This is a genomic window from Rhodococcus sp. NPDC060090, assembly GCF_042729855.1.
Taxonomy (GTDB): Bacteria; Actinomycetota; Actinomycetes; order Mycobacteriales; family Mycobacteriaceae; genus Rhodococcus.
Map to the genome: position 1 here is coordinate 229323 of NZ_JBHWXB010000001.1, position 24024 is coordinate 253346.

Genomic DNA, 24024 nt, shown 5'->3' on the forward strand with positions numbered 1-24024 from the left:
TGTCAGTTGTCGGTAGTCGGTGGCGGTTCGATGACTCTACGCACCGCTGGTCCGACAACCGCAAGGGCCTCGGGCGAAGTCATGTGCCAATGTGTCACGGGCACTGAATGATCATGGATCTCGCCGGTGACAGCGTCGGCCCAGTCCGCAGCTCCGCGTCGGCCGTCGGAGGAGGCGGTGAAGTACACGACGTCGCCGTCGAACACTCCTGGACGGTGTCGGCCGAGCAGCAGCGAATTGTGTTCCGCCGTCGCGATCAGTCGTTGCACCATCTCTTCGGTGTCGTCGACCGAATTACCGGTCAGCTCTGCGACGGTCGCGACGAGCCCCGAGATGCTCTGCGGCGCGTTGCCGTCGAAACCGAAGCCCGCGACCAGATCGGACATGGACACCTCTGCCCCTTCATCGACCGACGGTTCGGACGATCCGCCCACGAAGCTGTCGAGCATCACGAGGTGCTCCACCGATTCGCCTGCGGCCTGCAGTTGCACCGCCATCGCGTGGGCGATCACGCCGCCGAGCGACCACCCGAGCAGTCGGTACGGTCCGTGCGGCTGCACGCGGCGAAGCTCCTCGACGTACCGCGTGGCGAGATCGTCGAGGGTGGCGGGCGCGAAGTCGGCTTCGAGGCCGGCCGGCGTCTGCAGCCCGTAGACGTCGGTGTCGAGCTGCTGCGACAGGCCGGTGTAGCACCACGACAACCCGACGATCGGATGCACGCAGAACAACGGGGTGCCCGAACCCTGCGCGTGCAGCGGCAGCACCGGGCCGAGTGCATCCGCCATGCTCGTATCGGTTCCCTCGGCAACCAATCGAGCTAAGCCTTCGACGGTCGACGCTTGGAACAGCCACTGCAACGGCACCTGGGTGTCCAGCTCGGCGCGCAATCGCGAGACGAGTGTGGTGGCGACGAGGGAGGTACCGCCGAGTGCGAAGAAGTCGTCGTCCAGGCCCACCTGTTCGGTACCCAACACCTCGGCGAACACCGACGCCACAGCGAGCTCGACTCGTGTGGTCGGGGCGCGGAACTCGCGCGCCTCGAACACGGGATCCGACAACGCCTTCCTATCCAGTTTGCCGGACGCATTGAGGGGCAACGCCTCGAGCACTACGAATTGCGACGGAACCATGTACGACGGCAGCATCTCCCCCATCAAAGCGCGCACATCTGACATTGAAATATCGCCGACGGAAACCACGTAACCGACCAGCTGATCCGCACGCACCGCCACCGCACCGGCACCCACGCCCTCCAGACCACGCAACACGGACTCGATCTCACCGAGCTCGATGCGCTGCCCACGCAGCTTCACCTGCTGATCGTTACGACCCACATACTCGAGTTCATCCGCACGATTCCACCGCACCAGATCGCCCGTGCGATACATCCGCTCACCAACACCACCGAACGGATTCGCCACGAAACGGTCTGCTGTGAGACGCGAATCGACATACCCACGAGCCAGCTGCGCACCCGCGACATACAGCTCCCCGGGGACCCCGACCGGGACGATCTGCAGACGGTCGTCGAGAACGAACACCCGGGTGTTCGACACCGGAGCACCGATCGGGACGATCCCGCTTTCGCCTTCCACGCTGAGCCGATGGGTGACCTGGACGGTTGTTTCCGTGGGTCCGTAGAGGTTGTGGACGTCTACGCCGAGCAAGCTCCGGGCTCGACGTGCAGTCGCAGCAGACAACGCTTCTCCACCGGAGAACACCAACCGCAACACATCCGTGGGGTCGCCCAGCTCATCGAGCACTGCGTCGAGTACCGACGGCACGAACTGCGCGACACTCACCTCACCCGAAGTCAACACACGCGCCAGATACTCCGGATCGCGATGACCATCCGCTGTGGCAACCACCATCCGTGCACCGCATACGAACGGCAGCAACAACTCCCACACCGACGCATCGAACGTCACCGGAGTCTTCAAGAACACCGAATCCGACGTGCCCACACCGAACTGCGACTGCATCCACGACAACTGATTGACGGCCGACCCGTGCGACACCGCCACGCCCTTCGGCCGCCCCGTCGAACCCGACGTGAACAACACATACGCAGTATTCGCGGGGTGCAGGGGCGCGAGACGCTCGGCGGCGGTCACTACAGCCGTCGCATGGTCGGACACGTCGAGCATGTCGGTGAAAACCACTGTGCGATCGGCGTCGATGGCTTCACCCGACTTGCTCAACACGAGCAGCGGGTCCGCAATATCAAGAACGTAGGAGATCCGCTCGGCCGGCTGGTCCGGGTCGATCGGCACATACGCACCGCCCGCAGCGAGCACCGCATGGATAGCGACGACCATCTCGACGGAACGGCTCATCGCCACTGCCACGTGAATATCGGGCCCGACACCACACGAGATCAGGTACCGAGCGAGACCTGAGACCCGACCACCGAATTCGCGGTATGTCAGTGCGGAGTCCCCGCCGACGATCGCCACCGCGTCGGATGAACCACGCTGCCCGACGAGATCGGGAACGAGGAACCTGGACGCCGGGACAACATCTCCCCTACCCGATTCCAGCGATCGTGCACGTTCCTCGACGGTCAGAATCGGAACATCACCGATAGCCACCCGCGGGTTCTCGACCACAGCGCTCAGCATGCGCGTGAAACGCTCGGCGGCAGACACAATCGTCGACTCATCGAACAAGTCCGTCGCATACGTGAACGACACCGCATATCCGCCGGCGTCGCGCAGCTCCGACAACGTCACCTGCAGGTCGAACTTCGCGAGCTGGAGATCCGCGTCTACTGCCGACAACATCAAGCCCGGCAGCTCGAAGCTCGTCGGCGCAAAGTTCTGGAATGTGAGCATCACCTGGAACAACGGATTCCACGCGGTCGACCGAACCGGATCGAGCGCCTCCACCAAACGCTCGAACGGCACATCCGCATGCCCGAACGCCCCGAGATCCACATCCTTGACCCGCAGCAGCAAATCCTCGAAAGACTCCCCAGAGTCGATTCGGGTACGCAACACCAACGTGTTGACGAACATCCCGATCACATCGTCCAACGCCCGCTCACCACGACCCGCCACCGGCGTACCGATCGCGATGTCATCGGTCCCCGACATCCGCGCGAGCAGCGCAGCGAGAACACCGTGGACCACCATGAACGGCGTGACATTGCGGTCAAGCGCGAGCGATTCGATACCCGAGCTCAGCGACTCATCGAGCGCGAATTCATGCGACGCACCCTGATACGACGCTGCTGCCGGACGCGACCGGTCCGCCGGCAAATCCAACACATCGGGTACCCCGGCCAACACCTCGGACCAGTACGTCAGCTGACGCGACAGCACCGATGCCGGATCCGATTCCGAACCAAGAACCTTCCGCTGCCACAACGCATAATCCGCGTACTGCACTTCGAGCGGCTCCCACGACGGAACCTCACCCACTGCACGCGCCGCATACGCCAACATCACATCCCGCGACAACGGCCCCATCGAGAAACCGTCCGCCGCAATATGATGCACAACAACAACCAGCACATGCTCGGTGTCCGATACTCGCAACAGCACAGCACGCAACGGAGGCGCCGCCGTCACATCGAAGCCGGCACCGACCAAAAACGCAGCACGTTCGAACACCTCGTCAGCCGAAACAGATTCGACCGAAAGAAGTTCCGAGAACCCGACCGGCGGCAACACAACCTGATGCCCGACACCATCGACCTCCGGATACACCGTCCGCAACACTTCGTGCCGCACGATCAGATCCGACACCGCAGACTGCAATGCCGCGACATCGAGCTGCCCCGACAACCGAATCGCGGCCGGAATGTTGTTCACCGCAGAACCCGGATCGAATCGGTTCAAGAACCACATCCGAGTCTGGGCAAGCGACAACGGAATCCGCTCCGGGCGCGGCTGGGGCTCGAGTATGATGGTGCTGCCTGTTCCCGCCAGTTCGTCGACCGCGGAAGCCAGCGCTTCCACCGTCGGCGACTCGAACAACAGCCGCACCGGAATCTGCGCATCGACTGCAGCACCCAACCGAGATGCAACCCGAGTTGCGACGAGCGAATTGCCACCGAGGGAGAAGAAGTCGTCATCCAGACCGACCTGCTCGATACCGAGAACGTCGGCGAAGACCTGCGCAACGGTTTCTTGCGTCGCACGCGTCGGCGCCCGGAACTCCCGGGTCTCGAACACCGGTTCCGGAAGCGCTCTGCGGTCGAGTTTGCCGGAGGTGTTGAGCGGCATCGCCTCGAGTGGAACGACTACGTCGGGAATCATGTACGACGGCAATTGATCTGATGCTGCATCACGAACAGAATCGAGATCGACAAGAGTGCCGTCTGCGGGAACGACATAGCCGACGAGCCGATCCGACACCACCGCGACCGCAGCCGCGGCGACGGTATCCATCGCTTGGAGCACCGACTCGATCTCACCGATCTCGATGCGGAGACCACGCAGTTTGATCTGATGGTCGCTGCGGCCCAGGTACTCGAGCTCGCCCGCCGGCGTCCATCTCACGACGTCACCCGTGCGATACATTCGCGTGCCGCTCGTCGAGTACGGGTCGGCAACGAAGCGCGACGCCGTCTGACCGGTGGCGTTCTCGTAGCCGCGCGCTAGCTGCGCTCCCGCGACATAGAGTTCGCCGCGCACGCCGACCGGAACCGGCCGCAACCGCGCATCGAGCACCAGCAAGGTCGTCTCTGCGACCGGTGTACCGATCGGAATACTCTGCCCCGTACCGGATGTTCCCGACCGGTGGGTAACTTGGATTGTGGTTTCCGTCGGCCCGTACAGATTGTGGATCTGTGCGCCGAGGACATCGCAGACTCGTTCGGCAGTAGCGACCCGAAGTGGTTCGCCACCCGAGAACACATGCTGCAAAGACGGTCCCGGATCCTCGTCGAGGACAGGATCGAGTACCGACGGCACGAACTGAGCGATCGTCACCTGCTCTGCGGCGATCACCGACGCGAGGTATGCCGGGTCGGCGTGACCATCGGGGTCGGCGACCACGAGCCTCGCACCGATACGCATGGGCAGAAACAGCTCCCACACCGACGCATCGAATGTCACGGGCGTCTTCCACAAGACCACGTCATCGCCGGTCAGGCCGAGCGTGTGCCGCATCCAGTCGAGCTGAGTGTTCAATGCGCGATGTGTGACGGCGACGCCCTTGGGCCTGCCCGTCGATCCCGACGTGAACACCACGTACGCGGTGTGGTCGGGGCGCAGCGGTGTGAGCCGATCGACGTCGGAGATCGGCGACGTGGTGTGGGACGCACCGACCGAGGTGACGTCGAGCATCGGGACGGGCAATGTCTCCGTAGACGCGCGGACCAGCGCGAGAACAGGCTTGGAGGTCTCGACGATGTGAGCGATGCGCTCGACCGGATGAGCGGGGTCGAGTGGGACGTACGCGCCACCGGCCTGCAGGATCGCGTGGATGGCGACGAGCAGATCGACGCTGCGTTCCATGTACACCGCGACACGCGTCTCCGGGCCGATCCCGCGCGCGATCAGTTCGCGGGCAAGCCCCGCGACACGGTCGTCGAATTCGCCGCGGGTCAGCGATTCCTCGGCCGACGTGACTGCGGTCCCCTCGGAGTTGTCGGGTGTGATGCATTCATCAGCAATCGATTTCGGTCCGACACCGAGCGCCAGGACGGCGGCTCGCTCGTCGTCGTCGAGCAACGGCAAGGCCGCGACACGCAGTTCCGGATCGGCTAGGACCGCCGCCAGCAGCCGTGTGAAGCGCTCCGCGAACGAGACGACGGTCGTGTTGTCGAACAGGTCGGTCGCATATGTCCACTCCGCATCGATGCCAGCGGGTGCACCGTCGTCGTCGAACACCTCGAACACGGTTATCTGGAGGTCGACCTTCGCTTCGCCGAGGTCCGCGTCGATCGCTTCGATTCGAACGTCGTCGAGTTCGAAGTGGCTGCGCTCCATGTTCTGGAGGGTCAGCATCACCTGGAACAAGGGGTTGTGTGCTTGCGACCGCGGCGGGTCGAGGACCTCGACGAGTTGTTCGAACGGCACGTCGGCGTGCGCGAATGCGCCGAGAGCAATCTCACGTGAGCGCGACAGCAGCGCCGAGAACGGCTCGTCGGGATCTACCTCGTTACGGAGCACGAGGGTGTTGACGAACATGCCGATCAGATCGTCGAGAGCTTGTTCACCACGACCGGCGACGGGTGTGCCGATGGAGATGTCGTCGGTACCGCTCAGACGCGCGAGTTCGGCACTCAGGGCGCTGTACAGCACCATGAACAGCGTCGCGTTCCGCGAACGGGCGAGATCGAGCAGGTTCCGATGCGTCGAGGCATCGAGCCGCATGCGGTGGGTGGCGCCGCGATACGAGGCGACCGCCGGTCGCGCACGATCGGCGGGTAGCTCGAGGACGTCGGGCACGTCTGCTAGCGCATGGCTCCAGTAGCCGATCTGACGCGAGATCACACTCGTGGGATCGTCTTCGGAACCGAGTGTGTCGCGCTGCCACAGGGTGTAGTCGGCGTACTGCACATCGAGCGGTGCCCAGACCGGGGCCTCCCCCGTCGACCGGGCCGCGTACGCGACCATCACGTCGCGCAGCATCGGTCCGATGGAGAAGCCGTCTGCTGCGATGTGGTGCACGACGACGACGAGAACGAACTCACGTTCACCGACGCGGAGTAGCCGTGCGCGCACCGGTACGTCCGTGGTGACGTCGAATCCGGATCGGATGACGCCGGTGACGACTTCGACCGCCCGGTCCGGTTCGATGTCCTCCTCGATCAGATCGAGGGTGATCTCGGAGACGGGCCTGATGACCTGCACTCCGGCACCGTCGATCTCGGGGTAGACGGTCCGCAGGATCTCGTGGCGTGTGAGGAGGTCGCCGATGGCGCCGCGCAGCGCGTCGACGTCGAGGTCGCCCGTGAGTCTGATCGCTGCGGGGATGTTGTAGGTCGCCGACGCGGGATCGAACCGGTTGAGGAACCACATCCGCTGCTGCGCGAACGACAGCGGCACCAATTCCGGACGTTCCCGCGCGACGAGCGGGAGTCGGGCACCGGCGGCAGCAAGATCCGCCACCGCCGCGGCGAGGGCTTCGACGGTGGGGTGTTCGAACAGCGTGCGCAGCGGCACGTCGACTCCGAGTGCCGCGCCGATCCGCGACACCACACGCGTTGCGACGAGTGAGTTGCCGCCGAGCGCAAAGAAGTCGTCGTCCAGGCCTACACGTTCGACGTCGAGGACCGCGGCGACCGCGGCGGCCACCGCTTGTTCGACGTCGCCGCGAGGTACCCGGAATTCGCGAGCGGCCATCTCGGGTTCCGGCAGCGCGCGCCTGTCGAGCTTGCCGGATGCGTTGAGCGGCAACGCATCGAGCAACATGACCACGTCGGGCACCATGTAGCGCGGCAACATACGGCTTGCGGCACCGCGCACCGCATCGCTGTCCACCGCAGCGCCGCTGATGGGGACAACATAAGCGACCAGTCGGGGTCCGTGATCGCTGTCGTGCACCACGACCACTGCGCGGGCAACTTCGTCGAGGGTGACGATCGCGGATTCGATCTCACCGAGCTCGATGCGCAGGCCTCGGACCTTGACCTGGAAGTCGGTGCGGCCGAGGAAGTCCAGGGTGCCGTCGGGAAGCAGCCGGACGCGGTCGCCGGTGCGATACAGCCGTTCACCACTCGGAGCGGCGACGAACCGCTCGGCGGTCAGGTCGGGGCGTCCGTGATAGCCACGCGCCAGCTGGATTCCACCGAGGTACAGCTCGCCGGGGATGCCCACCGGAGCCGAATGCAAGCGCGCATCGAGAACGTGGGCGGTGGTGTTCCGGATCGGGCGGCCGATCGGCACCGAACCGTGGTAGTTGCCATCGCTACGTAGCACCGTCGACGTCACGGTGGCTTCGGTGGGGCCGTAGGTGTTGTCGAGTACGGCACCGGTGCGGGCCGTGACCTCGGCGGCGAGGTCGGCGGGCAGGGCTTCTCCGCCGACCGACAGGTAGCGCACCGAGTCGGGCAGTTCGAGGTCCGGGTCGGCCAGGAACGCCGCGAGCATCGACGGCACGAATTCGAGGATGCACACGCCCTCGTCGCGCGACAGGTCCGCGAGGTAGGCGGGGTCTCGGTGACCACCGGGTGCGGCGATGACGAGTCGCGCGCCCACCTGCAGGGGATAGAACAGTTCCCACACCGATGCGTCGAACGTGATCGGTGTCTTGTGCATGGCGGCGTCGCCGGGGCGGAGGTCGTAGCGTTCGCGCATCCACGCGATCTGGTTGGCCACGGCGCGGTGTTCGACGGCGACACCTTTGGGTCGTCCGGTGGATCCGGACGTGAAGATGACGTACGCGATGTTGCCGCCGCGCAGCGGTCCGAGCCGGTCGGTGTCGGTGAGTGGCGCGTCGGACAGGCCGGGAAGCGCGGCGTCGACCTCCACGACCCGGTGCGCGCCGGGAAGCGTCGCACGTTCGGCCGAGGTGGTGAGCACGAGCACGGGCCGCGCGGTGTCGAGGACGTACTCGGTGCGCTCTGCGGGATGCTCGGGGTCCAGTGGCACGTAGGCGCCGCCCGCCTGCAGCGTCGCGTAGATCCCGACCATCATCTCCACCGAGCGTGCGGCGTAGATCCCGACGAGCGAGTCCGGCCCGACCCCCTCGCCGACGAGGTGCCGCGCGAGGCGATTCACCCGCGACGCGAACTGTTCGTACGTGATCGTCTCGCCTTCGAGCACGAGTGCGACCGCATCAGGCGTGTGCGCGGCCTGCGCGACGAATCGGGTGAGCAGCGTGTCGGAGTCCCCACCCTCCTCGGGGTCACGGCCGGTCGCGGTGTCGTTGACGGCCCGCGCGAGTGCGCGTTCGTCGGGTCCGCGCAGGTCGATGTCGCCGACCGCGGTGTGAGGGTCGCGGGTTGCGGCGTCGAGCAGGGCCACGAGGTGCGCGGCCAACCGGCCGACGGTGTGGTCGGTGAACAGGTCGGTCGCGTAGGTGATGGAACCGTCGATGCCGGTCCGCCGCCCGCTTTCGTCCACGCTTTCCCCGAGGTGGATCTCGAGATCGAGTTTCGCGCCGACGGCGCCGGATTCCACCGGCGCAATGGTCAATCCGGGAAGCGACACCTCGGATCGGGTGAAGTTGTGCACGACGAGCAACGTCTGGAACAGCGCGGAATATGCGGTGGACCGGGTCGGGTCGAGAAGTTCGACGAGTCGTTCGACAGGCACGTCGGGGTGCGTGAACGCGGCGAGGTCGACGTCGCGGGCCTGTGTGAGCACCTCGTCGAACGTGGCGGCGGGGTCGATCTGCAGGCGCAGCACGAGGGTGTTGCCGAACATGCCGACGAGGTCGTCGAGGGCGGGTTCGCCGCGACCGGCGATCTGCGTGCCGATCGGAATGTCGGTGCTGTCGGACCACCGGGCGAGCAGCACGGCGACTGCGGTGTGCGCGAGCATGAACAGGGTGACCCCGCGCTCACGGGTGAACCGCTCGATGCGGTCGGTGAGTTCGGCGTCGAGCGTGAACAGGGTGGTGGCTCCGCGCGACGACTGGACGGCCGGACGCGGATGATCGGTGGGCATCTCGACGAGGTCGGGGAGATCTGCGAGCGTTCCCGTCCAGTAGGCGAGTTGCCGCGCGACGAGCGGCGTCGGGTCGTTCTCGCTGCCGAGCAGGTCCTTCTGCCACAGCGTGTAATCGGCGTACTGCACGGGCAACGGCGTCCATCCCGGGGCGTCTCCGTTGCTCCGAGCGAGGTACGCGGTGACAAGGTCGCGCGACAGTGGCGCCTGTGATCCGCCGTCGCTGGCGATGTGGTGGGCGACGACGGCAAGCACGTGATCGTCTTCGGAGATCCTGAACAACGCTGCGCGCACGGGAAGGTCGATGCTGAGATCGAATCCGCGGGAGACGAATTCGATGAGTCGCGCTTCGATGTCCTCCGCCGTGACGTCGATCGTCGTGAACTCGGTGACAGCGTGATCGGCCGGCACGATCATCTGCGTCGGCCCGATGTCGGTGTCGGGGTACACGGTTCGCAGGGATTCGTGGCGTTCGAGGACGTCGAACATCGCCGCCCGCAATGCGGATGCGTCGAGGGTGCCGGTCAGCCGCAGCACGATCGGGATGTTGAACGCGGCCGACTCTGGGTCGAATCGGTTGAAGAACCACATCCGCTGCTGCGCAAGCGACAGCGGGATATGTTCGGGTCGCTCGTATTTCACCAGCGCGGGCCGGGAACCCTCTCCCGCGGTGCGCGCGACGACCACGGCGAGTGCACTCACCGTGGGGTTCTCGAACACGGCCCGCACCGGAACGGTGGTGTCGAGGGCAACGCCGAGTCGTGCGACGAGCTGGGTGGCGCTGAGCGAGTTGCCGCCGAGTTCGAAGAAGTCGTCGTCGAGGCCTATCTGCTCGGTGCCGAGGAGGTCTGCGTAGACAGCGGCGATGGTCTGTTCGACGGGGCTCTGGGGCGCCCGGAATTCGCGGGCCTCGAACCCGGGGACGGGCAGAGCCTTGCGGTCGAGCTTGCCGTGCGCGGTGATCGGCAGGGCCTCGAGGACGAGGATCTGGGCGGGCACCATGTACGCCGGGAGTTCGTCGGCGAGTCGGTCGCGGAGCTGCTGCGGGTCGACGGTGGACCCCGCCGCGGGCACGGCGTACCCGATGATCCGGTCGCCGGTGTGCGGGTCGGAATGTACGACGACGACGGCCTGCGCCACGTCGTCATGGCGGGTGAGGACGGCTTCGATCTCGCCGAGTTCGATGCGAAGGCCACGGACCTGGACTTGCGCGTCGCTGCGTCCGATGAAGTCGAGTTCGCCGGTGGCGGTGCGTCGTACGAGGTCGCCCGTGCGGTACATGAGGTCGCCGGTGAACGGGTTCGCGACGAACCGGGACGCGGTCTGGGAGGGACGCCGGTGGTAGCCGCGGGCGAGACCGGCACCCGACAGGTACAGCTCCCCGACGACACCGTCGGCGACGGGCTTCAACCGGTTGTCGAGCACCACGGCGCCGGAACCGCCGATGGGGGTACCGATGGTGATGTCGTCGCCCGGGGTCAGCGGCGCGGTGGCGGTGATGATGATGGTGGTTTCGGTGGGGCCGTAGCTGTTGACGAACCTGCAGGTCGGGCCGAATCGCTCGACGAGTTCGGGCGGGCACACGTCGCCGCCCACGACCACGGCGTCGAGGTCGGGAAGGTCGCCGGCGGTGAGGGTGCCGAGCGCCGCGGGCGCGGTGAGGATATGCGTGATGCGTTCGCGGCGCAGCAGGTCGGTGAGCTCCGCGCCGCCGACGACCTCCGGGGGTGCGACGACCATGGTGGCTCCGGCGGAGAAGGCGGCGATCTGCTCGAATACCGAGGCGTCAAAGCTCGACGACGAGAACCTGAGCATCCTGGACGTGGTGGCCAGACCGAGCTCCGGCCGGTGCTCGGCGGTGAACGCCGCCAGCCCGCGGTGGGTGACGACGACTCCTTTGGGTGTGCCGGTGGAGCCCGACGTGTAGATCATGTACGCCGCGGACAGCGCGGTAATCGACTGAGCAAGTGGAGTATCGGAGTAATCATCTGCATCGACGGAGAGCCAGGGCACGTCGGATGGGCCCGTGCCGACCCCGACGCTCGCACCCGAATCCGACAACAGGTATTCGATGCGCGTCGCAGGTAGTGCCGGGTCGATCGGCACGAATACGGCACCGGTCTTCACGACCGCCCACAGCGCAACGATCGCGTCGATCGAGCGCGGGAATGACAGTGCCACCACCGTTTCCGGTCGCACCCCGTACTCGAGCAGCTTGTGGGCGAGCTGGGCGGAAGCGCGGTCGAGTTCGGTGTAGGTGAGCTGCCGGGTGCCGTCGGTGGCGGCGATGCCGTCGGGATTGGCAGTCACGCCTGCGGCGAAGATATCGGGCAGCGTGCGTGCGGGCAACGCTGAGGGAACCGCGTGTGCGAGGGCGCGGGTGGTCTCGGCGTCGTCGAGTACCGGCAGGTCGCCCACCGGCAGCGTCGGGTCGGTGGCGACAGCCCGGAGCAGCCGCGTCCAGCGCTCGGTGAGGGTCGCGGCGGTGCCGGCGTCGAACAGATCGGTGGCGTAGGTGAGCGATGCGGCGAGAGCTTCGTCCGCGTCGTCACGGACGGTGAATTCGAGATCCACCTTTGCGACGTCGATGCCGGGGTCGAGGGGTTCGACAGCCAGACCGGGCAGCTCGAGGACGCCGGTGCCCTGGTTCTGCAGCGACAGCGACACCTGGAACAGCGGTGCATGCGCCTGCGAGCGGACGGGGTCGACGGCGTCGACGATCTCCTCGAACGGCACGTCGGCATGTCCGAAGGCGGTGAGGTCGGTGTCGCGGACCTGGTCGAGAAGTTCGGCGAATCCGGCCCCGGGGTCGATCCGGGTGCGCAGGACAAGGGTGTTGACGAACATGCCGACGAGGTCGTCGAGCGCGGCTTCGGCGCGACCGGCGATGGGTGTGCCCACGCTGACGTCGTCGGTGGATCCGAGTCTGCCGACCAGCACGGCGAGCGCCGCGTGCAGGACCATGAAGCGGGTCGCGCCGTGGGTGCGGGCGAGGTCGTCGAGCGCGCGCACGGTGTCTGCGTCGATGCGGAAGTCGGTGCGGGCACCGCGCTGCGAGGCAACGGCCGGTCGCGGGCGGTCGGCGGGTAGATCGAGCACCGCGGGCTTGTCGGCGAGGGCCTCGGTCCAATACGCGAGCTGACGCGCCGCGATCGACGCGGGATCCGAAGGATCCCCCAACAGGGTGCGTTGCCACACCGCGAAATCGGCGTACTGCACGGCGAGCGGTGCCCACGCGGGTTCTGCTCCGGACAGTCGTGCCTGGTAGGCGACGAGAATGTCGCGGGCGAGCGGCATCGTCGAGGCGCCGTCGGCGGCGATGTGGTGGACCACCACGACGAGCACGTGCTCGTCGTCCGCGAGCCGGAGCAGTGCTCCGCGGGCGGGGGTCTCGACGGTGACGTCGAATCCGCGACCTGCGACGGCGGCCATCTCGTCGTACAACGTATCGGGGGTGGCGACGCGCGGAGTCAGATCGAGCGGCGCGACGTCGAGCACCACCTGCTGCGGTCCCGCCTCCGGCGCTGATGGCCGAATGTCACCTTCGGTCAGTCGGACTGACTCGGGGTGACATTCGGCCATGGGGAAGAGAGTGCGGAGAGTCTCGTGCCGCTGCACGACGTCGTCGACCGCCGCCCGAAGCGCCTCGACGTCGAGGTACCCGGACAAGCGCACCGCGACGGGAATGTTGTAGACCGGCGACGCGGGGTCGAACCGGTTGATCAGCCACATCCGCTGCTGCGCAGGCGACAGCGGGATGCGGTGGGGTCGCGGCCCCGCGACCAGCGCCGGACGGTCCCCCGACACGCTGCCACCGGCCGCCACGGCCAGCGCCGCGACCGTCGGGTTCTCGAAGAGCGCACGCACCCCGAGCGACGAGTCGAGCCGCGCGATGACCCGCGTCGCCGACAGCGAGTTGCCACCGAGCGCGAAGAAGTCGTCGTGCGCGCCCGCCCGGTCGATGCCGAGGACCTCGACGAACACCTCGGCCACGCGCTGCTCTTCTGCATCGCGAGGTGCAACGAATTCGGTTGTGGTGAAGACGGGTTCGGGAAGAGCACGGGTGTCGATCTTGCCTGCACCGGTGCGAGGGAATGCCTCGAGGACGGTGATCGACGACGGCACCATGTACGCGGGGAGCACCTGCGCGGCGTGCACCGACAGTTCCGCCGGATCGACCGCGCCGGTCACATACGACGCGGTCGCATACGACGCAGTCACATATGACACGAGGGCGCCGGTCGCCTCATGCGACACGGTCACCGCCGCATCGACACCCGGATGACCGGCGAGCACCGCGTCGATCTCCGAGAGTTCGATCCGGTGACCGCGCACCTTGACCTGGAAGTCGGTGCGCCCCAGGTACTCGAGTTGACCGTCGACCCACCGGACGAGGTCGCCGGTGCGGTACATGAGCCCGCCGTGCAGCGGATTCGCGACGAATCGGGATGCGGTGAGCGCCGGTTGACCGTGGTATCCGCGGGCGAGTCCGGCGCCGTACACATACAGCTCACCCGGGACACCGACGGGGACGGGATGCAGGCGCGCGTCGAGCACCATTGCGCCGGTGCCGATCACGGGCCGGCCGATCCGTACAGGTTCGCCGGTCGCCATCGGTCCGAAGTGGGTGGCCATGATGGTCGACTCGGTCGGCCCGTAGGCGTTGAACATCTCGCGGCCGGGCGCCCACCGTTCGACGAGCGACTGTTCGCACGCCTCGCCGCCGACCACAACAACTCGAATATGTTCGAGCCGTTCGTGGTTCAGTGTCGCGAGGGCGGCCGGGGTGAGGAACAGGTGTGTCACCGATGCGAGGTGTTCCTCGAGTTCGGTGCCGCCGTAGACGTCGGTCGGCACCAGATGAAGGGCCGCTCCCCCACCCGCGGCCATGAAGATCTCGAGCAGCGACGCATCGAAACTCGGCGACGCGAAGGCCGCGACCCGGTCGCCCGGCTGAACCCGGTAGTGGCGCTGCTGTTCGGCAACGAAGGCCGCAAGCCCGCGATGGGTGACGACGACGCCCTTGGGCACACCCGTCGACCCGGAGGTGTAGATGAGGTAGGCGGCGTCCGGGCATCGCACGCGACCGACGATCGGCCTGTCGTCACCGCTGGCGTGCGGCGACACCCAGGTGATGTCGCCGGGCAGTGCCGAGTCGGCAACACCCAGGCGCGCACCGGAGTCGGTGAGCATGTGCTCGATACGCGCGGCGGGATAGCCGGGGTCGACAGGCAGGAACGTGGCACCGGTCTTGGCGACGGCCCACAGTGCGATCACCGATTCCACCGACCGCGACACAGCCACCGCAACGACCGACCCCGGCGCAGCTCCGACGTCGATGAGGTCGCCGGCGAGGATGTTCGAGCGTCGATCCAGCTCGCCGTAGGTCATGGTCGCGGAGCCGGAGACGAGAGCGAGCGCGTCGGCGTCGCGTGCGGCGTCGGCGAACAGGTCGGGCAGCGACCGGTACGGAGCGTCCTCCGGTTCACGCACCAGCGCGACACGTTCGTCGTCGGACAACAGATCGACGTCGCCGACGACCGTCGACGGATCGGTTGCGGCACCGGACAGCAGTCGCACGTATCGCTCGAGCATCGCGGCGGCGGTGCCGTCGTCGAACAGGTCGCGTGCGAAGGTCAAGGCGATGGTCGCGTGGTCGTCGTGTTCGGTGACGGCGAATTCGAGATCGAACTTGGCGATACCGAAATCGACGGGGAGCACGTCGATGCCGAGTCCCGGCAGCGACACGGACGTCGGGCGGGGTACCTCGAGCGCGAGAACGGTCTGGAACACCGGGTTGTGCGAGGTGTCCCGCGACGTGCCGAATGCGTCGACGAGCCGCTCGAACGGCAGGTCGGAATGCTCGTAGGCGGCCAGGTCGACGTCGCGTACCCGTGCCAGCACGTCGGCGAACGACTCGCCGGATGCCACCGGCACGCGCAGCGGAAGCGTGTTGACGAACATGCCGATGACGTCGTCGAGGTTCGAGTGCCCGCGACCCGCGACCGGTGTGCCGACGGTGACATCGTCGGTGCCGCTCAGCCGCGCCAGCAGCACCGCGAGGGCCGCGTGCAGGACCATGAACAGCGATGCCCCGCTCTGCCGGGCGAGTTCTTCGAGCCGCGAGTAGAGCTGCGGGTCGAGGGCGGTCTCGACGGTGCCGCCGCGGAACGACGGGACCGCGGGGCGTCGACGGTCGGTAGGTACGTCCGACACCTCGGGCGCACCGGCGAGGGTGTCGCGCCAGAATTCGAGCTGGCGGGCACCGAGCGAGTCGGGATCGTCGACGCTGCCGAGCAGATCGTGCTGCCACATCGCGAAGTCGGCGTACTGGACGGGCAGCGGCTCCCAGGTCGGGGCGTTCCCGAGGACGCGGGTGCCGTACGCGGCGACGAGGTCGCGGGCGAGGGCCTGCATCGACCAGCCGTCGATCGCGATGTGGTGCACCACCAGCACGAGGACATGGCTGTTGCCGCTTTCGCGCAGCACCGTCAACCTGACGGGTGGTTCGAGGGTGACGTCGAATCCGCGACCGACCACCTCGCTCAGCCGCTCCTCGAGCGGGCCGTCGAGCGATTCGATCGTGGGGGCGCGACCTGCCTCGACGACCGGAATTATCTGCTGGTGCGGGCCGTCACCGGAGTCGGGATAGCGGGTGCGCAGCGTCTCGTGGCGTCCGACGATGTCGACGACGGCTGCGCGCAGCGCCCCCTCGTCGAGCACACCGGTGAGTCGCAGTGCGACCGCGACGTTGTAGGCGCCGGACGTGGGGTCGAAGCGGTTGACGAACCACATGCGTGCCTGCGCGGGCGACAGCGGAATGCGCTCGGGGCGTGGGCGCGCGGTCAGCTGGGGGCGCTGCTCTCCGCGCCGACCGTCGATGATCCGGGCGAGTCCGGCGACGGTGGGATTGTCGAACAGATCGCGCACCTGCAGACGGATGCCGAAGTGATCGTCGAGCCGGGCGAGGAGCCGGGTCGCGGTGAGCGAGTTGCCGCCGAGATCGAAGAAGCTCGTCGTCGCTCCGATGCGGTCGTGGCCGACGAGTTCTGCGATCGCCGCCGCGACGATGTGTTCGGTAGCCGAGGCCGGTGCGACGTGTTCGGCGGATCCGAATTCGGGGGCAGGCAGAGCTTTTCGGTCGAGCTTGCCGTTCGCGGTGACCGGCATCGCATCGAGGGTTACGGCGAGGGTCGGGACCATGTGCCGGGGTAGGCGCATCCCGGCGTCGGCGAGCGCACCATCGCCATCTCCGACCACGTACGCGACGAGGTGCTCGCCTGCGATGTCGTCGCGGTGCAGCACCACGACCGCCTGCGTCACGGTGTCGTGTTCGAGCAGCACGGCTTCGATCTCGCCGAGTTCGATGCGCTGGCCACGGAGCTTGACCTGGAAGTCGCTGCGGCCGACGTATTCGAGCGCACCGTCGGCGCGCCACCGAACCAGGTCGCCCGTACGGTACAGACGTCCGTTGCCCGCGGGGTCGGCGACGAACCGTTCGGCGGTCAGCCGCGGTGCACCGTAGTAGCCGCGCGCGAGCTGCACGCCGCCGAGGTAGAGCTCGCCCTCGATACCGATGGGCACGGGGCGCAGGCGCCCGTCGAGCACTCGCACCGACGTATTCCATACGGGCGTACCGATCGGCACCGGAGTCTCGCCGGGCACCGTCTCGTGCGCGGTGACATCGACGGCTGCCTCGGTCGGTCCGTACAGGTTGTGCACCGGCACGCCGAGTGCCTCGACCACCCGCGACACACTCGCCGCGGCCAGCGCCTCACCACTGGTGAACACCTGCCGCAGCGTCGCACACCGCGACACGTCACCTTCCGACAGGAAGACATCGAGCATCGACGGTACGAAATGCACTGTGGTGACGCGCTGTTCGCCGATCACCCGCGACAGGTAGCGGGGATCGCGGTGCCCGTCCGGGGTCGCGAGCACCATGGCGGCGCCCGTGAGCAGCGGCCAGAACAACTCCCACACCGACACGTCGAATGTCGCCGGGGTCTTCTGCAGGACGACGTCGTCGCCGGTCAGCGGGTACCGGCCCTGCATCCACTGCAACCGGTTGACGATGCTGCGGTGCGAGATCGCAACACCCTTGGGCCGCCCGGTGGAGCCGGAGGTGAACAGCACGTACGCGAGGTCGTCGGAGTGCAGGGGTGTACGACGATCGGCGTCGGTGACCGCACCGTCGGAGAACCGCACTGCGTCGGGAAGTTCCTCGAGCACGCGCGCGGGACGAGCCGTGTCGAGCACGTGCGCGGTGCGCTGTCCGGGCTGGTCGGGGTCGATCGGCACGTACGCGGCGCCTGCGGTGACGACGGCGTGGATCGCGACGAGTTGCTCGAGCGACCGCGGCATCGCGACGGCCACGAGGTCGCCGGGGCCGATCCCGTCGGCGATCAACGACCGCGCGACCCGATTGACTCGGCCCGCGAACGTTCCGTAGCTCAGCGCGGCGCCGCCGTCGACGACCACCGCAGTGGCCTCGGGAGTGCGTGCCGACTGCTCACCGAGCAGATCGGGGAGGGTCATGGCGGGCAGCGCCACGTTCTCTCCGCGCTCGAACTTCGCGATCACGTCGAGTTCGCCGGGCACGAGCATCTCGACGTCACCGAGGTGCGTGTCGGGATGGGCGACAAAGGTTTCGAGCACACCCAGCAGCCGCTGCACGATCCGCTCCACCACCGCGCGGTCGAACAGGTCGGTACGGAAACGCACGCTCAGCCGCAGAGTGGGCTCGAGGATCGCCATCACGGTGATCGGATAGTGCGTCGCATCGCGGCCGTCGATGCCCGTCACATGCATCCCGGCGAGATCGGTGGTCTCGTCGAATCCGGCGCGGTCGACGGGGTACGACTCGAAGACGGTCAGCGTGTCGAACAGGGTTCCGACACCGACGCGGTCCTGGATTTCACCCAGTCCGATGTGGTGATGCCCGAGCATCGCGACCTGGTCGTCCTGCACGCGTCGTAGTAGGTCGACGACGGTGTCGGACTCGTCGATCCGTACCCGCACGGGCAACGTGTTGATGAACAGCCCGAGCATGTTCTCGACACCGGGAAGTTCGGCCGGGCGCCCCGACACGGTGGCGCCGAACACGACGTCGTCGCGGCCCAGCATGCGTCCGAGCAGCAGTGCCCATGCCGTCTGCACCAGGGTGTTGAGGGTGACGTCGGTGTCGCGGCGGTCGACGAGTCCCGTGCGCAGCCACGCGGGCAGTTCGACGTCGATCTGCTCGGGATTGGCGTCGAGCACTTCGCCGGCGTGCGGGGCGACGAGTGTGGGTTCGGTGAGCCCCGACAATGCGTCGCCCCAGGCCTGCAGCGACCGGTCGCGGTTCTGGACGCTCCACCACTGCAGGTAGTCGCGGTAGGGCACGGGTTCGACGAGCGCGTCGGGTGAGACGTAGCAGGAGAGCACTTCCCGTACGAGAAGCGGCATCGACCAGCCGTCGAGGATGAGGTGGTGGTTGGTCAGGACCAGTACCGCACCTGCACCGGTACGTACGAGAACGGCCCGCAGCAGCGGCGGACGAGCAGGATCGAACGGCGCGACACGCTCCGAATCGAGCACTGCCGCAATACTGTCCGAGTCCACCGAGATCTCACGCCACGGAACTTCGACGCGGCCCTGCACGATCTGGGCGGGTATTCCGTTGTCGTCGTGGACGAACGCGGTGCGCAGGTTGGCGTGTCGCGCGACCACTGTCTCGATCGAGGCGCGCAGCCGTGCCGCATCGATGCTGCCGGTGAGGTTCAACGACAGCTGGGCAACGTAGACGTCGAGCGACCCGAGAGCGAGTTGCGAGTGGAACAGCAGCCCCAACTGCAGCGGCGGCAGGGGCCAGATGTCCTGCACGCCCGAGTATTCGGATTCCCACCGTTCGATCTGGCCCTGCCCGACCGATACCAGCGGCACGTCGGAGGGGGTGAGACCACCCGCGCCGGGACGATCGACATGTGCGGCAAGGGCTTCGAGCGCGGTGTGCCAGCGTGTCGCGAGGTCGGTGACGAAACCGGCCTGCACCACGCGCGGCACGTACGTGAAGGTCGCGGTCAGGTGAGGCCCGTCGGGGCCGTCCACCACCATGGCGTTGATGTCGACGGCCGCGGCCACCGCGAGCTGCGAGGTACGCGTCGGATCGAGGTCGACTTCCGCGGGCACCCATCCGATGTCGCGGATCTCCTCGGGAATGTGACCGGAGGTCAGGCGTCCGAGATAGTTGAACCCGATCTGCGGGACGGCCGACGCGGCGAGGACGGGCCGTGCCTCATCGTCGAGATGACGAAGGATGCCGTATCCCGCACCGTGATTCGGAACCGAGGCGAGCTGTTCTTTGACCGCCTTCAGGACCGCTCCCGCGGCGGGCCCACCTGCGAATGCGTCGTCGAGGTCGATGGTGTCGGGCACTGCGGGGCACACCGGATAGACGCTGGTGAACCACCCGAGGGTGCGCGCGAGCTCGGCGCCTTCGTGGTCGCGGCCGTGGCCTTCGAGCATGATCGGCACCGCGCGGTCGTACTGCGCAAGGGCCAACGCCAGTGCGGCGATCAGCCCGTCGGCCGTGCCCGCACGGAACACGTCGGGCAGCCGCGTGAGTACTGCGGCCGTGGTCTCGGGGTCGAGTTCCACCCGCACACGCTCGGTGGTCGCGAGCGTGTCGATCCGAGGATCGAGATCCCCGATTCCGGGAAGCGGTGTCACCGCCCCGAGGGTGCGTTGCCAGAATCCGAGTTCGTCCGCGTGCGTACCGTCGCGGGCATCGGAGTGCAGCGCGTGCGCCCACCGGCGATAGGACGTTCCGACATCGGCCAGGGTGGGTTCGGCATCTGCCGCGATCTGCAGCCACGCCTGCGCGAGGTCGGGCAGCAGCACCCGCCACGACACACCGTCGACGACGAGGTGATGTGCCACGAGCAGCAGGCGGCCGTGGCCCTGCGCTGCGTCGAACCATACGCATTGCAACATCACACCCGACGACGGATCGAGACGCTGTGCAGCCGAGTCACATTCGGCGTCCACCAGGTCGTCGATCGAGGCGGCGTCCGGAACGCTGACCCGCTCGATCGCCACCGCACCGTCGGGAATCTCCGGCGACACGTGCCACGTGTCGCCGGCGAAAGTCGAGCGGAGCATGTCGTGCCGGGCCATGACCGCGCCGACCGTGGCGGTCAGCTGATCGCGGGTCAGGTCGACCGGGGTCGTCACCAGCACTGCCTGCGCGAACGTCGAATAGTCGCCGCGGCCGAGCATCTCGTGCACGATCGGGGTGAGAGGCACAGTGCCCACACCACCACCGTCGAGTTCGCGCAGGACGGAGTCGCCCGGCACCGCGGACGCCACCCGCGCGAGCGCCGCAATCGTCTTGTGCTCGAAGATCTGTCGCGCCGTGATGTACAGACCGACGTCCTTCGCGCGGGCCGCGAACTGCATCGCGACGATGCTGTCGGCGCCGAGCGCGAACAGCGAATCGTCGACGCCCACGCGCTCGACGTCGAGCAGTCCCGACGCGACCTGGGCCAGCAGGCGTTCGGTGTCGGTGACGGGAGCGCGAAACTCGGCCGAGGCGAACCTCGGCGCAGGCAACGCTGCACGGTCGAGTTTCCCGGCAAGAGTGACCGGCACGTCATCGAGTTCGACGACCGACGCGGGCACCATGTGCGACGGCAGGGTGCGTTCCACGCCGCCGATCAGCGCCTCGGCGTCGAATACGGCACCGGTCTCCATCACCACGTACGAGACGGGGACGACGGAATGGCCCGTATCGTGGACGACGGTGGCCGCGTAGTCCACACCATCGAGCGCGCGCAGCGCCGCATCGATCTCGCCGAGTTCGATGCGGAAACCGCGGATCTTGACCTGGAAGTCGGAGCGCCCCACGAAGTCGAGCTGATGATCGGCGGTCCAGCGCACCTCGTCGCCCGTGCGATACAGCCGGGTGCCGGGGTCGAACGGATTCGCCACGAACCGATCTGCGGTCTGGCCGGGCCGCAGGTGGTAGCCCCGCGCGAGCCCGGCACCGCCGATGTAGAGCTCGCCGACGAACCCGACCGGCACGGGCCGCAGCCGCCGATCGAGCACCACGGCGGTGATCCCGTCGAGCGGGCGACCGATCGTGATCGGCGCGCCGGGAATCAGCGGATCACCGGCGGTGACGACGATGGTGGTCTCGGTGGGCCCGTAACTGTTGACGAGCCGGCAGGTGTCGCCGAATCGCGCGACGAGGTCGGGGGTGCACACGTCGCCGCCCACCACGACGGCCTCGAGATCGGTGAGGCCGGCGGGGTCGACGGTGGTGAGCACCGTCGGCGCCGACACGATGTGTGTGACGCGGTGACGGCGCAGCACATCGGCGAGATCGTCTCCGCCGAGAACGTCGGCCGGAGCCACGACCATCGCGGCGCCCGAGCTGAACGCCTGCAGCATCTCGAAGATCGACGCATCGAAACTCGCCGACGAGAACCTCAGCATCCGCGACTGCGACGTCAACCCCAGCTCGGGTCGGGCGTCCGCCGCGAATGTCGCGAGCCCGGTGTGGCTGACGACGACGCCCTTCGGTGTTCCCGTCGACCCGGACGTGTAGATCATGTAGGCCGCGTGGTCGGGGCGCAGCGAAGCCGGAACGAAGGACGCGGCGGGACGATCGGCCTCGGAGATCGGATCGTCCACCGCGATCCAGTCCGGCCCGTCCGGAAGCTCGTCGATACGTGCCCGCACGGTGAGCCCGAGCCGGACGCCGGAATCGAGCACCATATACGCGACACGTTCGCCGGGCAGCGCCGGATCGATCGGCACGAACGCGGCCCCGGTCTTCGCCACCGCCCACATCGCGATGATGGCCTCGGCGCTGCGGTCCATGCTCAACGCGACGAATGTTTCCGGCCCGGCGCCCGCGGCGCTCAGCACCCCGGCGAGCCGGTCGGCGCGCTCGTCGAGTTCGCGATACGTCAGGGTCCTGGCCCCGTCGATGATCGCGGGTCCGTCGGGATTGCACGCGACACCGTCGGCGAGCAGGTCGCGCAGCAGACGCACCGGCCGAGCGGCCGGCCCGTGCGCGGGGACGAGCTCGGCGCGCTCGTCGTCGTGCAGCACATCGAGTGCACCCACCGGCCCGGTGGTCGAGACGAAGCCGTCGAGGAACTCCACGAACCGCGCGTGATGCGAACGCAGCTCCGCCCGCGAATACAGGTTTGGGTTGGCCTCGAGATCGATGTGGGCGGGGTCGTCGGTGTCGCTCGGATAAATGTTGAGCGAGAGGTCTTCGACGGGGCCGGTACTGAGCACGTGCAGCTTACCGACGGCGTCACCGAGTCGGACCTGCCCCTGGAACATCATGATGTTCACGGCAGGCCCGAAGAAGCCGCGGTCGGCACCGCTGTTCCCGGTGTCGCGACCGTACCCCGTGTCGCGGCGCATGTCCTCGTGCCGGTACCGCTGGTGACGCAATGCCCCGGTCAGTTCGAGCTGGACCCGTCGCATGAGGTCGGCGGCGGTGTCATCGGGCCCCACCGTCACCCGGATCGGGACGACATTGGAAACCATGCCCCCGGAGCGGCGCAGTTTCGCGGTGGTGCGCGCGGAGACGGGCAGGCTCAGCACCACGTCGCGCTCGCCGGTCACCCGCGACAGGAACGCCCCGAACGCCGCGACGACCACGGTCGCGAACGTGGTGTGTTCATGTTCGATGAGCAGTCGGTCGACGGCGTCGGCCACATGGTCGGGCAGCGGTGCACTCCATCGCACGGGATGCGAGCCGACGGGGGCCGCACGCCCGGCGAGGCTGATGGGGTGCGGCAGGTCGCGGATGCGCTCGGCCCAGTGACTACGGTCGGAGTCGAACCGGGTGGACGAACGGTAGCGGGCTTCGTCCTCGACGATGTCGGGCAGCTCGCTCACCCCGAACGGCGTGGGGTCGCGGCCTTCCATCGCCGCGGTGTAGCGCTCGGCGGTGCGGTTGCTGAAGGTCATCGCACCGAAGCCGTCGAGCGCGATGTGGTGGATTCGGGTGTAGATGAAATGACGCCGCTCGGCGACGCGCAGGACCGCGCACACGATGAGCCGGTCGCGGAGCATGTCGAGGGGTGCGACCCACTCGGCGCGGATCCACGCGATCGCGGCCGCTTCGGGGTCGTTCTCACCTCGCAGGTCGACGATGGTGGCCCGGTCGTGGAGGGTGTCGTCGATGACCTGGAGCGGCTCGCCGTCGATCTCGTAGAGCCGCAGCATCCCGGTGCCGATCTCGCGAGCGGCCTCAGCGCCGGCATCGGCGAAGACCTCGGGGTCGAAGTCGCCTTCGACGTCGAGGTACTGGGCAATCGTCAGCGGCACATCGCCGAGTAGGTGCTGCGCGAACCAGATGCCACGTTGGGCAGTGGATAGAGGAAATCCTTCGAGCGAGGTGCTCTCCCCCTGATTTCCATCAGACCCGAAATCCGCTGACACTAGCCTCCCA

The 24024-nt window shown here is 67.5% G+C and carries 1 protein-coding gene; it reads right to left on the reverse strand.

The window, feature by feature from the left end; genetic code table 11:
- Positions 1–2 precede the first annotated feature (2 nt).
- The gene (locus ACFWCF_RS01045; RefSeq protein ID WP_378556031.1) at positions 3–24014 is read right to left on the reverse strand and encodes a non-ribosomal peptide synthase/polyketide synthase; all 24012 of its coding nucleotides are present in this window, start codon (positions 24012–24014) and stop codon (positions 3–5) included.
- Positions 24015–24024: the final 10 nt, after the last annotated feature.